Below are 17,747 nucleotides of genomic sequence, written 5' to 3' on the forward strand. Positions count from 1 at the left end.
ATAAGTCGCAATCTCCGCGCTTGGGGCGATATTTTGGACGATCGCCCTAACAAAAGTGCAAAATGAAGTAAGTTAAACACCGTGCTTTCCTTATGCCCACCTCGATCGCCGACTCGAAAAATCTGCTGTCAGACTTAATGGCACGCTACCGCCACCAAGTCGATTATCTGGCAATTCGACTGGAAGAAGCCGAAGGCACCGACATCCTGCTGCGGGGCGAAAAAATTGAAACCCTCAGCGAAGGAGTCTCAATTGGCGGCCAAGTCAGAGCTTGCCACAAAGGTGGTTGGGGCTTTGCCAGTTTTAACCGACTTTCCACCCTCGCCGAAAGAATCGAAGAAGCCATCGCCGCGGCCAAACTGATCGGCGAAGAAGAAACGATCCTGGCGCCTGTCACCCCAGTACAAGACATTTGCTTGCTGCCGCTGACAGGAACAGACCCCCGTCTGGTTCCCCTAATTGACAAAAAGCAATTGTGCGATCGTTACGCGGCCATCCTCCGCAGCATTGACCCCCGCATCGCCACAATCTCCGTGCGCTACGGCGACAGCACCCAGCGGATCATCCTCGCCACCTCCGAAGGCACCATGCTCGAACAAGGTTGGGCAGACATGGAAATGCGCTTTGCCGCCACAGCCCGCAGCGGGGAAACCGTACAAACCGGCCGCGAAACCACTGGTTCCCGCAAAGCTTACGAAGATTTAACCGATCTCGATGTTCAAGTTCGCAGCGCCGCCCAGAGAGCCGTAGATTCCCTAGCCTTACCCCCCGTCCAAGGCAACACCTACACCGTCGTCATCGACCCAATTTTGACCGGATTATTCGTCCACGAAGCCTTCGGACACCTTTCCGAAGCCGACATGGCCTACGAAAATCCCGACATTTTGGAAATTATGACCCTCGGCCGCCAGTTCGGCCCAGAAAACTTGCAAATTTTCGACGGTGCAGCGCCAGAGGGACACCGGGGCAGCTATTTCTACGACGACGAAGGCACTCCCGCGACTACTACTCAGTTAATTAAAGACGGCGCTTTAGTCGGGCGACTGCACTCGCGGGAAACGGCGGGCAAGTTGGGAGAAACGCCTACTGGCAATGCTCGCTGTTTGAATTATCATTATCCGCCGATCGTCCGCATGACGAATACTTGGATCGAACGGGGTGACACGCCAGTTGCTGACTTATTTTCGGACATCAAAGAAGGAGTTTATGCGCGCAATTGGCAAGGCGGCATGACTAACGGCGAAATGTTTACTTTCAGTGCCGGCGAAGCTTGGATGATCCGCGACGGAAAACTAGACAATCCGGTGCGGGATGTTACTCTTTCGGGTAATGTTTTCAGCACTTTAGCTGATATTGAGGCGATCGGCGACGATTTCTACTGGGATGAATCCGGGGGCTGCGGCAAGGCAGGGCAAAGCGGTTTGCCCGTGGGCTGCGGCGGCCCGAGTTTGCGGATTCGCGATGTCGTTGTTGGTGGCGAAGCTGCGGAAGAAGATTAAATCTGCAAAAGTTTAAAAAAAAAGGTAAAGCGTAAGATTCCTACTCGCGCTTTACCTTTCTTTTTTTTTGAGTGCAACATTTCCCGCCCGTTGGTGGTGTCTGATATCTTGAGGACGCTTGGCCAAAAAATCGAAATAGCGAACAATTATGCCTTGACTCGTCAAATACTGCTGAAAAATCGGTTTTTTGCTACGCAGTACGTAAGTCCGCAATTAATGGCTCGAAATATTCAATTTTTCTCTTCTTATCCCAATTTTCTTTTCTCCCATTCTCCCCCTAATTCCCTGCAATTATCGCTTTTTTCGGCTTTATCTCCCGCTTCCTCGTTGTGGCGGCTTATTATCTGGCTCCTTATCGTAAAAGGTCTGAGAGTCGGCTATGGCGGTTAAAATTTCGGGAGCAGAGTTGTCTTGAGCAAAAAAGGTCGATCGAGTTTCTAAGCTTTGAGCATTAACTGCGCCAGCACTCAGTAACAGGCTTGACATCAGGATGGAAGAGTAAACGCGCATCATAAATTTTGGTGGGTGTATTTTCCCTTCTTGATACGCAGTCTGTACTCTGCTATCAGGATAAAAAAAATAATTGTGGTGAAATCATCAATTAGTAAGTGACGGCACCTGCAATTTTTTTGAATTTTGGTTAAAAGCGGATTAAATCCCTCATCTAGCTCGCTTTTTCGCTGGTAATTTCTAGTTCTCTGCTAGTTGCGGGCAACCAGCAGAATTCAAGACCATGTTCACAAAAAAAATGCTACTCTTCTATGCCCGTGTTCCCAGCCCTGGTAGTTATAAATCATTCCCCAATCTAAAATCTAAAATCTAAAATCTAAAATGGTATCGCCTCTGGAATCCTCTGGAAACAGTCTTCCAAGAAAGAAACAAAAAGCGCCAATTGTAAAGTTTTACTACTTTTATGATTAACTTGATAATTTATTGAGTTGAAGTGGCAACCGGGGATTACAGACACAACAAGAGAGTACCCAGGCGCGCCATCAGGACGTTATACTAATTCTCAAAACTCATGCAACAGTAGCGCTCCGGGTGCGTCGCCACCTGCCAATCCTAAAAAAGAGCGACAATCTCCAAGCGACGAACCTTACCTGAAGCGTGAGCGTAAACAAACCAAAAACTCATAATTGTTGCAAGAGTTGGGAGAATTGGTATTACATATAAATATCTTGGTGAATGAGATTCCTTAAAGGAGGCAATGCCTAATTTTCACATTAACTTCATAAATGGTTGCTCTTGTATTTTTAAATAAATTGTGCATCTTTGATTTTTTCGGATCTTTTCTGATCTGGCTTTGTGACAAGAGCGGTGACGCGCCATTCTCAAGGAGGAGTCGAAAGCGGTTGAGGGAAAAAAGCCCCTTCGCAAAATCGTGGATTCAATCTCAAATCTCACCTCTAAAATGGACTAACTGGCGCGCAGGGATTAAAAAAACATGGTTTTAAAACCGCTATCGCGGAGTCAATCTCACATCTCAAATCTCACAGCGACTGACTTGCACATCTACCTGCTGGAATAGCGAGTCGAGGGTTGACGAGTTGTCCAAAACAACATCAGCTTGTTGACACTTTTGAGCTAGCGGCAACTGGGCGTTAATGCGGGCATTAGCTCGATCGTAACTTAAGCCATCTCGCTGCATTAGTCGTTCTAACTGCACTTCGGGTGAACAGTACACTACCCAAATTTCGGTACACAAGTCAGTCATGTTAGCTTCAAACAGCAGCGGCACTACCAAAACCAAAGTCAACGTGTCAGCCTTGGCACAGAAACCGGATTTTTTTTCCACAATACTTCGTTCTAGCTTTTGGTGAAACAAGCCGGTTTCTTGAGTCTTTGTACCTAAATCCTGTGTGTCTTGGGATACCAAACTCGATGCAGCAATGTAGCTTTGAGTTTCCTCAACTAATCGGCGGCGCACGTAAGGGTGAATCTGTTGTTCCAACCACTGCCGCTCGTCTGCGTTACAAAAAATAATACTTCCCAACTCTGGCCGATTTAAATTGCCGTCCGGGAGCAAAATACCCGCGCCGTATCGTTTTACAATAGAGTCAAGTATTGGCGAACCGGGGTTCACAGCTTCGCGGGCAAAAATATCGGCATCTAAAATCGGAAATCCACAGGCATCGGCCAGATAATTAGATATAGCGGTTTTACCGGTGGCGATGCCCCCAGTTAAACCGATCAGACGGACAATTCGATCGCTCATAATTTTCAGGCGTTTAAACGGAACTGTGTTTCGACACTTACTGTCAGTCTTTGCTATGTTGGTGACACAATCAAATTTAGACTTAAATTTTAAGATTTGCGATCGAGAGTTCGCGTTAGGAAGTGTCAGCATTGGGTGCGATCGACTCTTTTTTACCTAAAATCTCAATTTTAAACTCGAATTAAGGTCTAGACCGAGGCAAACTTATGAATGCTCAACGTGCTGTGCGGTCGATTTTGGCAGCAATTCCCATTGCTGGATTTTTGATATTAGATTTTTTCCCCAACCTGGTTTTCCTCAAAGAAAACAGCAACGGATGGGTACTCGTGGCAATTTATCCCCAATCTCAAATTGCTGCGGCACAATCTATTACTCCAGCCCCAGACGGCACCGGAACCAATGTCACCGCCCCACGTACAGCGTCGCCTCCTCGCTACGACATTCAGGGCGGCACTACCTCCAGAGACGGAGCAAATTTGTTCCACAGTTTTACTCGGTTCAATCTGAATTCGGGCGAAACTGCCAATTTCATCTCCAACCCAAGCGTTAAAAATATCCTCGGCCGTGTTGTCGGGGGCGATGCTTCCTTAATTAATGGTCTAATTCAAGTTAGTGGCGGCAATTCTAATTTGTTGCTGATGAATCCCGCAGGCATTATCTTCGGAACAAATGCCCGACTCGACGTGTCCGGGTCTTTTTTGGCTACCACCGCTAGCGGTATCGGTTTTGACGACGGTTGGTTCAACGGTACTGGGGCGAACGACTTCGCGGCCCTCGTCGGAACGCCCAATGCTTTTGCTTTTGGCCCACAGCCGGGGAGTATTGTCAATGCCGGTAACTTGGCTGTCGGCACCGGGCAAAATTTGACTTTGCTGGGCGGTACGGTCATCAGTACAGGACAACTTTCAGCCCCAGGCGGTCAAATTACTGTGGCGGCTGTTCCGGGCGAAAATCTGGTGCGGTTGAGTCAAAACGGACTTTTGCTGAGTTTAGAAGTTTCTCCGGCAGCAGCAGTGTCGGGTTCGGAAGCTGTTCCCTTCTCTGGGCTGAGTTTACCTCGGCTGCTCTCTGGCCCCGGCGTGGCTCACGCTACGGGTATAACTACGAACGCTCAAGGTGAAGTGGTGCTCACAGGCGGCCAAACAGTGCCTGCAGGGGCTGGAAATGCTCTGGTAGGGGGTGCTGCAGACGTGTCTGCCAGGGGGGGCGTCGGAGGAAGCGTCAACGTGTTGGGTGACAAGGTAGGGCTATTGGGAGCGAAGATTGAGGCTTCGGGCCCGGACGGTGGCGGAACGGTGCGGATCGGGGGAGATTACCGAGGCGAGGGAACTGTGCCGACTGCCGGGATGACTTACGTGGATGGCAAAAGTTCGATCGCAGCCAACGCAACTGAATCAGGCAACGGCGGCAGAGTTGTTGTCTGGGCTGACAACACAACAGCATTTTTGGGCAGCATCAGCGCCAATGGCGTTTCTGCAACGGGAACCGCAGGTGTTGGGGGGTTTGTGGAAGTTTCGGGTAAGCAAAGATTGATTTTTAACGGTACTGTTGATACCTCTGGGACAAACGGTTTGGGGACTTTGCTGTTAGATCCTGAAAATATTTTCATTACAGATTCCCCAGAAGCTGCGGGCGATGCGGAAATAATTGCTAACAATAATATTTTGGCAACAGGAACGCTACCAGGACAGGAAAACAATTCTGAGCCTTCGCTGACAATTTCGGCTAGAGCTTTGGAAAGTATGTCGGCGACTGCAAATGTGGTTCTCGAAGCGCTCAATGATATTACAATTGCTGATTTGGCGGACAATCAGTTGAGCTTTCAAGCAACTACTGGTTCGGTAACATTTAGAGCAGATGCGGATGGCAATGGTGCGGGTGCTTTTTCGATGAATGCGGCCGATACAATTAGCACGGCTGGCGGTGCTATAACCATTTCGGGAAGTCAAATTACAGCGGGCAATTTGTCAAGTAACGGCGGAAATATTAGTTTGATTAGTCCGGGTTCGACTGTTGCCAACAAGATTTCTTCATCCAATCCCAGCACTGGCAGCAGCGGAAATATTTTGCTCGAAGGCCTGAATGTAACGGCGCAAAAACTTGATGCCAGCGGCCCGGAAGCGACGGGAAATGTCACTGTGACGGCTCGAAATGTTCTGGGAGTGAGCTCGATCGCAGGGGGTTCGGGAAACATTACTTTGACTGGTAATGAAATTAATTTTAAAGGTGACAAAAATTCAGTCAGCGGTACTGGCTTTTTGGTACTGCAACCTTGGAGTCCTGGTCAAAATATTGCGATCGGCGGTTCTGGAGATGTCGGTACTAATATTTATTTGAATCTGACGGCAAACGACCTCGGAAGTTTGGAAAATGGGTTTGCTGGAATTACGATCGGGCGCAGCAACGGTATCGGTTCAATTCTGATTGCTAACGATTTCACATTTTACGATCCGCTAATTATTCAATCGCCGGCGGGTTTGGGAACAATCACTACTACAAGTTCCCTGACAGGGGCCGACAATGCCTCAATTACTCTCAAAGCTGACGGCAATATTAGAACCGGAAATATCACTACCAACAATCAGGAAATTCGCATCGTCAGCACCGCAGGCAATGTCACAACCGGTCAGCTACTTACTGGAACTGCTCGCACCATCAACACTTCTGTCAATCCTCCCGAAGATATAGGTAATGCGGCGGGAGATGTGAGTGTTACTGCACAGGGTACGGTGACTGCTGGGGCGATCGACACGAGGGGCGATCGCGCGGGGAAGGTGACGCTGACGGGGCGCAATGGAGTCACTGCCGGGGCGATCGAAGCTGGCGGCTCGAAAACACCGGGAAATATTACTTTAACTGGCAACGAAATTGACTTGACGGGTGACAAAAATTCGATCGCCAGCAACGGCAATCTGGTGCTGCAACCGGCTGATCCTAGTCAAAATATTATAATTCAAGGTTCTGGCGATACAGAAGCTCTGAACTTGACTGCTGCTGAATTGAACACTTTTCGGAATGGGTTTGCTTCGATGACGATCGGGCGCGCTGACGGTAGCGGTGCGATCTCGATTGGTTCTCCAACGCCAAATTCAACGCCAAATTCAACGCCAGTGGCGGTGACATTTCAAGATCCGATGACGATTCGCTCGCCGTCGGGTACCGGCGCGATCGTGGGAACGGGTGCGATCGTCGGTACTGATAACGCCACGATCTCTCTGATGGGCGGTACTGTAGCCGTCGGAGACGTTACCTCGATTGCGGGGATTAATATCACTAGCACCCAAGGCAATTTGACTGCTGGTACGGTTTCATCTCGCTCAACTTCCGGGGTGGCGGGCCCTATCAATATTCGCAGCGCCGGTGCGGTAGAAACCGGCAATATCGATGCTTTTGGTGCCAGAAGCGGGGGAGATATTTCGATTGCCGCGCCGGGCCGGATCGTTACAGGGGTGATTAACTCGAGTTCGCAATCGGGAAGTGCCGGTTCGAGCCAAATTACTGGCCAGAAAGATGTTGAAGTTGTTTCGATCAAAGCTCGTGGCAATACCGGCGGCGATGTGGCGATCGAGGCTGGGGGAGCATTTCGGCCACCGGGAACAGGAACGGCTGCTGAACCCGCCCAGGTCAGCATTTCTACAGAAGGGCTGGCTCAATCGGGTTCACAGACGCTGCTGCAAAGCTCTTGCCCGTCGGGAACCTGCACGGCGGCGACTGTTGGGACTGGAAACTCGAAGTCGAATACTGCCACTTCCTCAACTGCGATCGGGCCGCTGGCGATCGTGCCGACTCCGGCACCAACTACCACTGTGGAACTGCAAACTACAGAGAATTCTCAACAAATTGTGACTCAGGTGAGTCTCGGCCCCCCAGTGTCTGCGCCAAAGCTCAGTAACGCAAATGTCTCGCCAGAACCTGCTGTTGCGTCTGTTGAGGCGCAGTCTAACCAGACTGCTGCCGGCCCGGTAGTGCGATCGCCGTCGGTGTTAAAAGACAATTTGCCCGCGCCTGCGGTGACAGAAAACGCCAGCGTGGCAAAAACTCCACAGAAGCCGGGGAGTGCGGTAACGTCAGAAGGTATCGGGAATGTGAGGGTTCCTGAGATTTCTCGATCGAACTCGATCGCGCAAATAAATCCGATCGACGCAGTGCAGCAAAGGGATAGAACTCAGGGGCGGGAATTTGAACGTTACTTTGGGGGCACTGTGACTGAAAAGTCAGTCACACAGCAAAGTATTCGAGATACTCTCAGCAGTGTCAATCAATTGACTGGGGTTAAACCCGCCATCCTTTACGTATGGGCAAAAGACAAACATTTAGAACTTGTGTTGTTGTTGCCAGACGGCAAAAATGTTTTTAAAAGTGTGCCGGCAAGCCGCGAGACAGTGCTCAAAGTTGCTAAAGAATTTACTAATGCTATCAGAAGTCCCAGGAGATTGAATGCTGTTGATTACAAGCAACCTGCCGAGGAACTTTACCAGTGGTTAATTGCACCGCTGCAACCGGAATTGGAGGCTAACAAGATTGACACTTTGGTGTTTTCGATGGATGTCGGTTTGCGAACTTTGCCTTTGGCTGCTCTTTACGACGGCAAGCAGTTTTTGGTAGAAAAGTACAGTTTGGGGCTGATTCCGAGTTTGAGTTTAACTGATACTCGCTATGCCGATGTTAAGGGTTCTGAAGTGTTAGCGATGGGTGCGTCGAATTTTCCTGCCAAATACGATCAAAATCCTTTGCCTGCGGTGCCGCTGGAAATATCGACCATTGTGGGCAAGATTTGGCCGGGTTCGTCTTTTCTTAATGAAGCTTTTACTTTGGCAAATTTGAAGCAGAAGCGCAATCAATCGCAATACAAAATTATTCATTTAGCTACTCACGGCGATTTTCAACCTGGGGGGGCCCAAAATTCTTACATTCAGTTTTGGGATACTAAGTTGCGGTTGAATCAGTTGGATCAGTTGAAGTTATCTAACCCGCAGGTGGAGTTATTGGTTTTGAGTGCGTGTACTACGGCGGTGGGAGACGAACAAGCTGAGTTGGGGTTTGCGGGGTTGGCGGTGCACGCTGGGGTAAAATCGGCTTTGGCGAGTTTGTGGTATGTCAGCGATGTCGGTACTTTGGGGCTGATGACTGAGTTTTACCAGCAGTTGCGTACAGCGCCGATTAAGGCGGAGGCTTTGCGGCAAGCGCAGTTGGCGATGTTGCGGGGTGAAGTGCGGTTGCAAGATGGTTATTTGGTACGATCGGGCAACAATCAAGCTCTGCCTTTGCCGTCGGAGTTGGCCGCCAGGGGCGATCGAAATTTGTCGCATCCTTATTATTGGGCCGCTTTTACCATGATCGGTTCGCCGTGGTAATTCTGAAGACAGAAGGAAGAAGGAAGAAGGAAGAAGGAAGAGGGAAGAAGGAAGATTAATGCCTAATTCCCTGCGCGGGCCAATTCCCAATTGCCAATAACTACTGACTAATCACTAATTGAGTCAGCCGTTTGAGGATGCGGAGCACGTCATAAAGTTCGTTGCCGGGGTTCCGGGTGAGATACCCCTTAGATGTGCTATATCGAGGTGATTCTCCGTTAACTAATTTAACAAAGATGAAACTGCCGCCTGTAGCAATCATGCCGTAACTAGGTTTGTCCGGGTTGGGATTTGCCAGCATATAAGCTAAAATTTGCGCCAATCCCGCTTCGATCGAAAACGAAACTCGCTTCGATTCTATTACCATCAGCCACAACTGCTCTTTGAAAACTAAAGTATCGAGGCTACCTTTGATAATAACGCCTTCATCTTCTTCGGAAATTTCGACGGATTTTTCTGGTTTAATGTAGAAAGGATGCAGATAAAACTCGCCTGCAAATAACAGCGGAGAGACGATCGACAAACTAATGGTTTTTTCCAGCATCGGCGGGTATTCCAACAAGTTGAAGTAACCCGCTTTAATCTGATCTAGTTGTCGTTTTTGAAAGTCGGTAATTTCTGGTAACTCATCTTGCCATTCTCTGAAAAATTGGTCGTCTGTGACAAGTTGAAGGTCAAGAACTGTTTTTAATTCTTCTAATGTGACATTTTTAGCTTGAATTTTTTGAACCATAATTCGAGCCAGTTAATTTTATGAGTAATTACATTTTTATCAATTTCCAGCTAATATTATGTTCCCTCGAAATATTATAACAAAATTAGTTTGTAATGAGGACTGAGAGTCCTAATCCAACTCGCTCGGACTGGCATTCCTCCCTAAGAAATGGTAAAGGTTATTTTACCGAAGATGATATAAGTCAAAATTAAATTCTGCTAATTCCAAATTTTTTGCAAATTGAGAACAAATCCCGGCAAAACATTTTCCCCAGAAAGGGTGAGAGGAGATTGTAAAACTTCCACATCTTGACCGGGGCGATAAATTTCAACTTCCCGTTTTTTGCGGTTAATTAGCCAACCCAAACGGCAGCCATTTTCCATATATTCTTGCATTTTTTCCTGACTTTTTTTCAAACTGTCGCTGGGCGAGACTAATTCAATGACAAAATCGGGACAAAGCGGGATGAATTTTTCTCTTTGTTCGGGCGTCAAAGCTGACCAGCGAGATTTTTCTACCCAAGAAGCATCGGGAGATCGATCGGCGCCATTGGGCAGAGTAAATCCTGTGGAGGAATCAAACACTTCTCCGAGTTCAGTTCGATCGTTCCAAATTCCTACCTGTAAGTTAAGTTTTGAGTTGCTTTTTCCTGTTTCTCCTCCGGTTGGCGGCATGAGAATTAATTCTCCGTTGGCGTTGCGTTCGAGTTTCAACTCAGGGTTTTCTTCGCACAGTTGATAAAACTGTTCTGAAGTTAGTTTTATGAGGGAATTGAGATTTAAGGTGATAGCAGTCATGGTTATTTACCTGCTGTTTTTATGAACTACATTAAGAATTAAAAATGGGATTAGTCATTTTTAATTCTTAATTATTAACTTCTCATTCTACTGCAATTGCTTGATTCTGTTGAGCGCGTCTTGATAGGCGCTGGTTCTGCCGCCTTGCTTGTAAAGTTCTGCTGCTTTTTGGAAGTCGGCAATTGCTTTCGGTTGGTCTTTGTTGTCCAGGTAAGCTAAAGCTCGGTTGTAGTAAGCGTCGGCAAAACCGGGATTGGCTTCGATCGCCAGGGTGTATGCTTGAATAGCATTGGAACCGCGTGTGGGTTCGAGTTGGGCTAAGCCGGCGGTGATGAAAGTGCGGGCATTACCGATATTAAAATACAATTCAGGGGTATATTTGGGCTTGAAAGCGAGTGCTCTGTTGAAATCCGCGATCGCCTCCCAAGCATCTCCTTGATCTAACAGCGAAAGTCCTCGAAAATAATAGGCTTGGGCGTCTTGGGGATTGGCGGTGGATACCGGGCCGATCGTTGCGGGAGTATTGTCTACTTTCAACTCGGATTTGTTTATTCCCGCCGCCACTAGCTTCGCGATAAATGTATTGATCGGAACTGCTGCATTAAATCCGGTTTTAATCGGGGCGACTTCGCCGGAACTGGTTTGGGCAAAACCGAATTCCCCTTGTCCGTGTAAACCGATGACTCGGCCTTCGGAGTCAAAAACTGGGCCGCCACTCATGCCACTCCAAGTTACGGCCTGATACCGCAAAGTGTAACCTTCCGGGCGGTTGCTGGGGCGGCTGGTAACGAGTCCGGGAGAGAGTTCGGGTTCTCGTTCGGCGCCGAAAAGTCCGCCTGTAGCGGGATAGCCGTAAACGAAGATTTGAGTGCCGATGACGGCTTGATCGGAATCGGCGATCGTCGCGACTGGATATTCTTCGGGGCTTTCAAATTTGACTACGGCTAAATCCGGGTCAGTTTCAGTGGTTTGCAAACGGGTGACTGCAGTTGCTTGATAGTTTTTTCCTTTAGACGTGCGAACGGTGTATTTCACGTCTGCTTTTTCTACGACGTGGTTGACTGTTAAAACTGTGTAAGTTTTGCCTGTTTTGGCAATAATTACCCCAGAACCGTCTCCGAGAGCACTGTTAATTTGTACTGTCAGCGGCCCGGCAATGCTGGCGACTTCTTGGGGGGTTTTGGCGATCGCACTTTGGCTGATGACTATGGTTAAGGCTGCGGTAGTTCCTGCTAGCAGGGTGGTTAAGGTGTCGTAACGAGAAAAATTTATATTCATGGCTATTGCTAATTTGTAGTTGGGTAGCGGGATTTGGTGGAGGAAGGGCGATCGGCGGTTTGTGCTATTTTCTGTTTAGTTTTATTACTGGCTTGACGCAAGGGATCTCGGCTTTGTTCTTTAGTGATAACTTTACTCGCTTTTTTGTTCCGCGATTCGCTATTTCACTGTAGGGCGCTTATCGGCGCATCTTACTTAATCTCAATGTAGCGCACTGCCAAACTTACTTATTAAACCTCAACAATACATGACTCAAACTCGGTGGTTAGTTCTTCCTTAGTCATCGTTCCCCGCGCGACTCGCATGACTAAATCATATACTTCATCGTCGGTCAAATTCAAAGCGCCACCATTCAAACGCAAAAAGGTATCTGTCACTGCAAAAGCCGATCGTTTATTGCCGTCAATAAAGGGATGATTCATCGCTATGTGATAGAGATAGGCGGCAGCTTGTTCGCTAATCGTTGAATGCAAAAATTGACCGCCAAAAGTTGCTTGCGGTTGAGCCAAAGCCGACTCTAACAAACCTTCATCTCTAACGCCGGGAGTGCCGCCAAACCTCTCTATCTGTCTGGCGTGGATACTTAAAACCATACTTTTGCTGACAAAATTAGGAGTTGGCAAGGCGACGGTAAACCTCCTTTCTTTCGTGTTCGGAATTTAGATATGCCTGCCATGCTTTGGCTTCTAGTTTTTGTTGTTCTTCTTCAGTCTTTAAGGAACGGACAAATTCAAGCACTTTCAGCAGCACGGGTTCTGGTACTTGGTCTAGTTCTTGAAGAAGTTGGTCTTTTGCGGTCATGTTTCTTTCCTCCTAATGATAGTACAACTATTTTACAACCTCGCTTGTGCCCATTGGACGATCGCCTCAGTCAATCCGTCTAAGGTATATTCTGTGGCTTCCACATCTAACTTACCCAATAATTTCTGACAGCTTTTGGAAGTTTCAGGGCCGATGGATGCGATGCAAACGCTTTCTAACCAATCCTTAGACAGGGATAAGTCTGGGCTTTTTTTGAGGAGATTGCAAAAGTTATGCACAGTTTTGGAACTGGCAAAGGTTATGATATTTACGGCTTGATTTTGGAGTGCGGATAGGGCGATCGTATCGATAGTTTCGGGACAGCAAGATTGGTAAGCTGGCACTTCTATTACTTGCGCTCCTTTGGCGGTGAATTCTTTAACTAAAACTTCTCTGCCGCCGCTTTCTACTCTCGGAAATAGGATTTTGCAGTTTGTAGGGGCGGTGCCCCCGTGTCCGCCATGCCAGGGGAAGTTATCGACTAGGGAATCGGCGACAAAGTTGGGGGGAATAAAGTCGGGTTGTAGAGAGTGCGATCGCAAACTTTCTGCGGTTTTTTTCCCGACAACTGCGATTTTAATACCAAACAAACTCCGGGCGTCTTTGCCTTTTGCTTGTAATCGTTGAAAAAAGCAGTCTACAGCGTTGTGGGAAGTGAGAATTAACCAGTGAAAGCTTGACAATTGTGCGATCGCACTGTCTAATGGTTCCCAACTCGAAGGGGGCGCAATTACCAAGGCGGGCATTTCGATCACGCGGGCTCCTTGTTGCTGGAGTCGATCGCTAAATTCAGCCGACTGAGAAACCGATCGCGTGACTAAAATGGTTTTTCCTGCTAGCGGCAATTTGCTGTTATTAATGGTGACTGGTGTATCGATCATATTTGTGCTTTCTGGCTGGATTAAATATTCGCGCAATCGGACTACTTCCCCAATTACGATCACGCAAGGCGATAGAGATTGACCGGCTGTTTGCTGTACAATGTTGGAGAGATTTCCCAGCCAAATTTGCTGTTCGGGGCGGCCGCAATCTCGGATAATGGCGATCGGAGTTTCGGGCGATCGTCCGTGCTTTTGCAATTGCCAGACGATCTCGCTCAGATTTCGCCCTCCCATCAATATTACCAAAGTTTCTATCTGCACTAATGCTTCCCATTCCAAAGCATCAGGTTCATGGGCGCTCATCACTGCAAAACAGCGACTCATTACCGGATCTGTGAGGGGAATTCCTGCTAGTAAAGGTGCGGCTAAGGCGGAGGATATTCCGGGTATTACTTCAAACTCGCAGCCCGCTGTTTTTAATGCTTGAATTTCGGAACTGGAGCGACCAAAAATAAACGGATCGCCGCTTTTTAGACGCACGACTTGTTTGCCTAACTTGCAATGTTCTACCAGCAAGCGGTTAATTTCTTGCTGCTGGGTGGAAGGTTTGCCGCCGCGTTTTCCGACTTCGATTTTTCGACAAGTTGCTGGGATTAATTCGAGTTGCGGGATGTCGATTAGAGCGTCGTAGATTAAGACTTCGGCTTGGGATAGCAGTTTGTGCGATCGCACTGTCATCAAGTTACAATCTCCGGGCCCCGCACCGACTAGATAAACTTTCCCTTTTGGGTTTTTCATAAGTCCTCCTCCGTGGTATACTTTATCTCAGAGTAGTTGGTTATATCTCAAATATTTCACCATTCTCAAGAACGGGCAAGATGCCCGTTCCACAAAGAGTGAATTTTCTTGTGGCGTGGCCCGAAGAACCCGCCCATAAAAAGCTTCTTGAGAATCGTGCAATATCTCAGTTATATTTAATTTTATGCAGATTATCATCATTACGGCCGCCGATGCAAATTACTTTGAATTGGTGCGAGGCACTATTTTATCGGTGCGGGAAAAACCCGAGGGTGAAAATGTGGCGATCGGCTTTTTCGATCTCGGCTGCACTCCCGAACAGTTGCAGTGGTTAAAAACACAAGTTAATATCATTCAAAAGCCCGATTGGGACTTTGACTTTCCGGGCAGAAATGAAGCTGCCGAACATTTAAAAGGATTATTAGTTAGACCTTGTTTGCGAAAATACTTTCCCTATTTTGATATATACCTTTGGATAGATGCGGATGCTTGGGTGCAAGACTGGAGAGCAATTAATTTGTTGGTTGAAGGAGCATCGCGCCGGGGACTTGCCATTGTTCCCGAAGTTCACAGGGCGAGCTTGCAGCAGTACGGGCAACTGCCTCAGTTTTGGCCGTGGGTTTATCAACAATATGAAGCTAACTTTGGGGAAGAAATTGCTAAGAAATTCTACAGTTATCCGATATTAAATGCCGGAGTTTTTGCCCTACGAAAAGATGCTTTGCACTGGGAAATATGGGCGGAAAAACTCCATCAAGGATTGCAGAAGTCCGGCTGTGTCATGACAGATCAATTTGCCCTCAACCTCGCTGTTTACGGTGGCGAATTGTTCAATATGACTGAAATGCTCCCAGCTTGGTGCAATTGGATATTCAACGGTTTTCCGGTTTGGGACAAGCAGCGAGGCTGTTTTGTGGAGCCGTATTTGCCACAGGAGGCGATCGGCATTTTGCATTTAGCTGGCCGCCAGCAGTTTGACCGAGTACAATTGATGGCAACTGACGGCGATATACTGGAAATTAGTGTCCGTTATCAACCTAAAAAACAGGCAGCAATACCAATATTTCAAGAACTAAAAATGACTTACCAACAACCTGAACTAAGCAAAAATAATTTATTACAACCAGGCGATTATGTTTCCCCAGGGTTCCAAATAATTATACCTGACTCCTATTTCCCCAATATGATTATTGCCGATCCAAATGCAAGTAACTGGCCTTACTTGCGCCGGGAAATTCCGCATAATTGGTATGCAGACAAGCGCTATCCATTCATCGGATTTTTGAATCGCGACGAAGCACATATTCTTTACAATACAGCCCTACAATTTAAAGGTAAAAAGGCCTTAGAAATAGGCTGCTGGCTAGGGTGGTCTGCCTGTCACTTAGCCCTCGCAGGAGTTGAGTTAGATGTAGTAGATCCGCTGTTAGAAAGAGAGGACATTAGACAAAGCGTAATCGACTCAATTCAAGGTGCTCTAAATGCGTCGGGTGTTCAAACATCAGTCGAGCTAATACCCGGCTATAGCCCTCAAAGAGTAGAAGAATTTTCCGCTCAATTCAACCGCAAATGGTCGTTAATTTTTATTGACGGAGAACACGGAGAACCGGGGCCGTTAAATGACGCAATTGTTTGTGAAAAATTGGCCGAGGAAGATGCAATAATTTTATTTCACGATTTAACCGCTCCCGATGTGGCTCAAGGTTTAGATTATTTGAAACAAAGGGGATGGCAAACGGTAATTTATCAAACAATGCAAATTATGGGGGCTGCTTGGCGGGGCAATGTCGAGCCAGTAAAACATCAACCCGATCCCAATATTTACTGGCAGTTGCCAGCACATTTGCACGGTTACAATATTAGCAGTTTAGAGGCAATTAATTCTCAAAAATTAAGCCAAACAAATCAAAACCAACAGTCATCTTATACAAGAGATTTTTACCAATTAATCGGAGAAGGAACTCGCAGTTCTGCTAGAGAAATTATTCCCCTGCTGTTAGACTTGCTGCAACCAATTTTACCTAAAAGTGTGGTGGATGTGGGATGCGGTACGGGAAGTTGGTTAGCTGCGTTCCACAAGTTGGGAATTGCGGATTGTTTGGGAATAGATGGCGATTATGTCGATCGCACTATTTTACAAATTCCTTTAAATCAGTTCCAATCCGCCGATTTAAAGCAACCGCTGCAAATAAACAGAAAGTTTGACTTAGCAATTTCTCTGGAAGTTGCCGAACATTTGCCGGCTACCTGTGCCGAAACCTTTGTTAATTCTCTCACTCAACTAGCACCGGTGATTCTGTTTTCTGCTGCGATACCATTTCAAGGAGGCGTCGAACACGTTAACGAACAGTGGCCACAATATTGGGTTTATTACTTTCAGAAAAACGGCTATGCAGTTATTGACTGCTTGAGAAAAAAAATATGGAACAATGACAAAGTAGAGCCTTGGTACGCTCAGAATATCTTGATTTTTGTTAAACAAGAATACTTGTCGGGATATCCGAGGTTAGTAAATGAATATCAAAATACCGATCAGAATCAATTAGCCATCGTCCATCCCAAGATTTATTTTTACAGCTTGCAAACTGCTAGCAATTCGGCACATAATTTACACTCAGAAAGTGTCAAACAAGTTTCAGCCTCGCCACAATTGGCAGATCGACCTTTGGTATCTGTGATTATTCCCTGCTACAATCAATCTCATTTTTTGCTGGAAGCAGTAACTAGCGTGATTAACCAAACTTACAAAAATTGGGAAATTATTATTGTCAATGACGGCAGCTTAGATACTACCAGTACAGTAGCAAAAAATGCGATTGCAGCAAATCCCCAGCATCAAATTAGGCTAATAGAACAAGCAAATCAAGGGATATCAATGGCTAGAAATACTGGCATATCGGCAGCAAAAGGTCAATACATAATGCCCTTAGATGCCGATGATATTTTAGCTCCAAATGCCTTGCTTTGTCTTTTAGAAATATGTCTAAAATCCCAATTACCTTGCATAGCATTTGGTTCTTATCAACTTTTTGGTGGCAATGAAAATCACACAATACCCAGTTATGATTTATATTCACCAAAAAATATCAAACAATCTAATATGATTTGCACGTCTTCATTGTATCACAAATCAGTTTGGGATTTGGTCAACGGTTACAAAGCAGAGATGAAAGAAGGTTATGAGGATTGGGAATTTTGGGTTAATTGTCACAAACATAGCATTCCTTTTTTGGGAACGAGAGAAATAGTTCTTAATTATCGTAGCGTTCATGGTTCTAGGAATGCAACTGCTCAACAATATCATCACAAATTGGTCGCACAAATTGTTTCTTACAATCCAGAACTATACGATATTGAAAGTGTAAAAAGTGCTAACAAACTATTGGAATCAATCGCAAATTAATCTTTTTTATAAGGACTAAAGTCTTTACTACGAAAAATTTGCCGAAAGTTTGTAGTCAGGACTTTA

General features: G+C 46.6%; 11 protein-coding genes. 3 read left to right on the forward strand and 8 right to left on the reverse strand.

Annotation, left to right across the window (positions count from 1 at the left end; translation table 11 throughout):
• Nucleotides 1-92 precede the first annotated feature (92 nt).
• The gene (locus tag QT987_RS00465; protein WP_333236325.1) at nucleotides 93-1,499 is read left to right on the forward strand and encodes a TldD/PmbA family protein; all 1,407 of its coding nucleotides are present in this window, start codon (nucleotides 93-95) and stop codon (nucleotides 1,497-1,499) included.
• Nucleotides 1,500-1,808: 309 nt separating this feature from the next.
• Here the strand turns inward: QT987_RS00465 and patX are convergent, their stop codons facing one another.
• Nucleotides 1,809-2,012, reverse strand: coding sequence for a heterocyst-inhibiting protein PatX (gene patX, locus QT987_RS00470; protein WP_333208308.1), 204 nt, complete (start codon nucleotides 2,010-2,012; stop codon nucleotides 1,809-1,811).
• A 970-nt stretch (nucleotides 2,013-2,982) separates the two neighbouring features.
• Nucleotides 2,983-3,714, reverse strand: coding sequence for a dephospho-CoA kinase (gene coaE, locus QT987_RS00475; RefSeq protein WP_333208307.1), 732 nt, complete (start codon nucleotides 3,712-3,714; stop codon nucleotides 2,983-2,985).
• Nucleotides 3,715-3,920: 206 nt separating this feature from the next.
• Between coaE and QT987_RS00480 the strand changes: the two genes are divergently transcribed.
• A complete protein-coding gene (locus QT987_RS00480) occupies nucleotides 3,921-9,068 on the forward strand; it encodes a CHAT domain-containing protein (protein WP_333236328.1) in 5,148 nt (1,715 codons plus the stop codon).
• Nucleotides 9,069-9,168: 100 nt separating this feature from the next.
• On the opposite strand, the gene QT987_RS00485 is transcribed toward QT987_RS00480, so the two are convergent.
• From QT987_RS00485 to cobA, 6 genes are all read right to left on the reverse strand, one after another.
• Nucleotides 9,169-9,801: a restriction endonuclease subunit R gene (locus QT987_RS00485; protein ID WP_333236330.1), complete on the reverse strand. Its 633-nt coding sequence runs from the start codon at nucleotides 9,799-9,801 to the stop codon at nucleotides 9,169-9,171.
• Nucleotides 9,802-10,001: 200 nt separating this feature from the next.
• Nucleotides 10,002-10,580 (reverse strand): Uma2 family endonuclease, encoded by a 579-nt coding sequence (locus QT987_RS00490; RefSeq protein WP_333236332.1) that lies wholly within the window; start codon nucleotides 10,578-10,580, stop codon nucleotides 10,002-10,004.
• 87 nt (nucleotides 10,581-10,667) lie between these two features.
• Complete coding sequence (locus QT987_RS00495) at nucleotides 10,668-11,858, reverse strand: tetratricopeptide repeat-containing serine protease family protein (RefSeq protein ID WP_333236334.1); 1,191 nt, start codon at nucleotides 11,856-11,858, stop codon at nucleotides 10,668-10,670.
• Nucleotides 11,859-12,088: 230 nt separating this feature from the next.
• The gene (locus QT987_RS00500; RefSeq protein ID WP_333236335.1) at nucleotides 12,089-12,451 is read right to left on the reverse strand and encodes a type II toxin-antitoxin system death-on-curing family toxin; all 363 of its coding nucleotides are present in this window, start codon (nucleotides 12,449-12,451) and stop codon (nucleotides 12,089-12,091) included.
• Between the two features lie 16 nt (nucleotides 12,452-12,467).
• Nucleotides 12,468-12,659, reverse strand: coding sequence for a DUF2281 domain-containing protein (locus tag QT987_RS00505; protein WP_333053201.1), 192 nt, complete (start codon nucleotides 12,657-12,659; stop codon nucleotides 12,468-12,470).
• Nucleotides 12,660-12,691: 32 nt separating this feature from the next.
• Nucleotides 12,692-14,278: a uroporphyrinogen-III C-methyltransferase gene (gene cobA, locus QT987_RS00510; RefSeq protein ID WP_333236338.1), complete on the reverse strand. Its 1,587-nt coding sequence runs from the start codon at nucleotides 14,276-14,278 to the stop codon at nucleotides 12,692-12,694.
• 184 nt (nucleotides 14,279-14,462) lie between these two features.
• On the opposite strand from cobA, the gene QT987_RS00515 reads away from it, so the two are divergent.
• Nucleotides 14,463-17,681, forward strand: coding sequence for a glycosyltransferase (locus QT987_RS00515; protein ID WP_333236340.1), 3,219 nt, complete (start codon nucleotides 14,463-14,465; stop codon nucleotides 17,679-17,681).
• Nucleotides 17,682-17,747 lie beyond the last annotated feature (66 nt).

Origin of the sequence: Microcoleus sp. SVA1B4 (assembly GCF_036700545.1) — a bacterium.
Lineage (GTDB): Bacteria > Cyanobacteriota > Cyanobacteriia > Cyanobacteriales > Microcoleaceae > Microcoleus.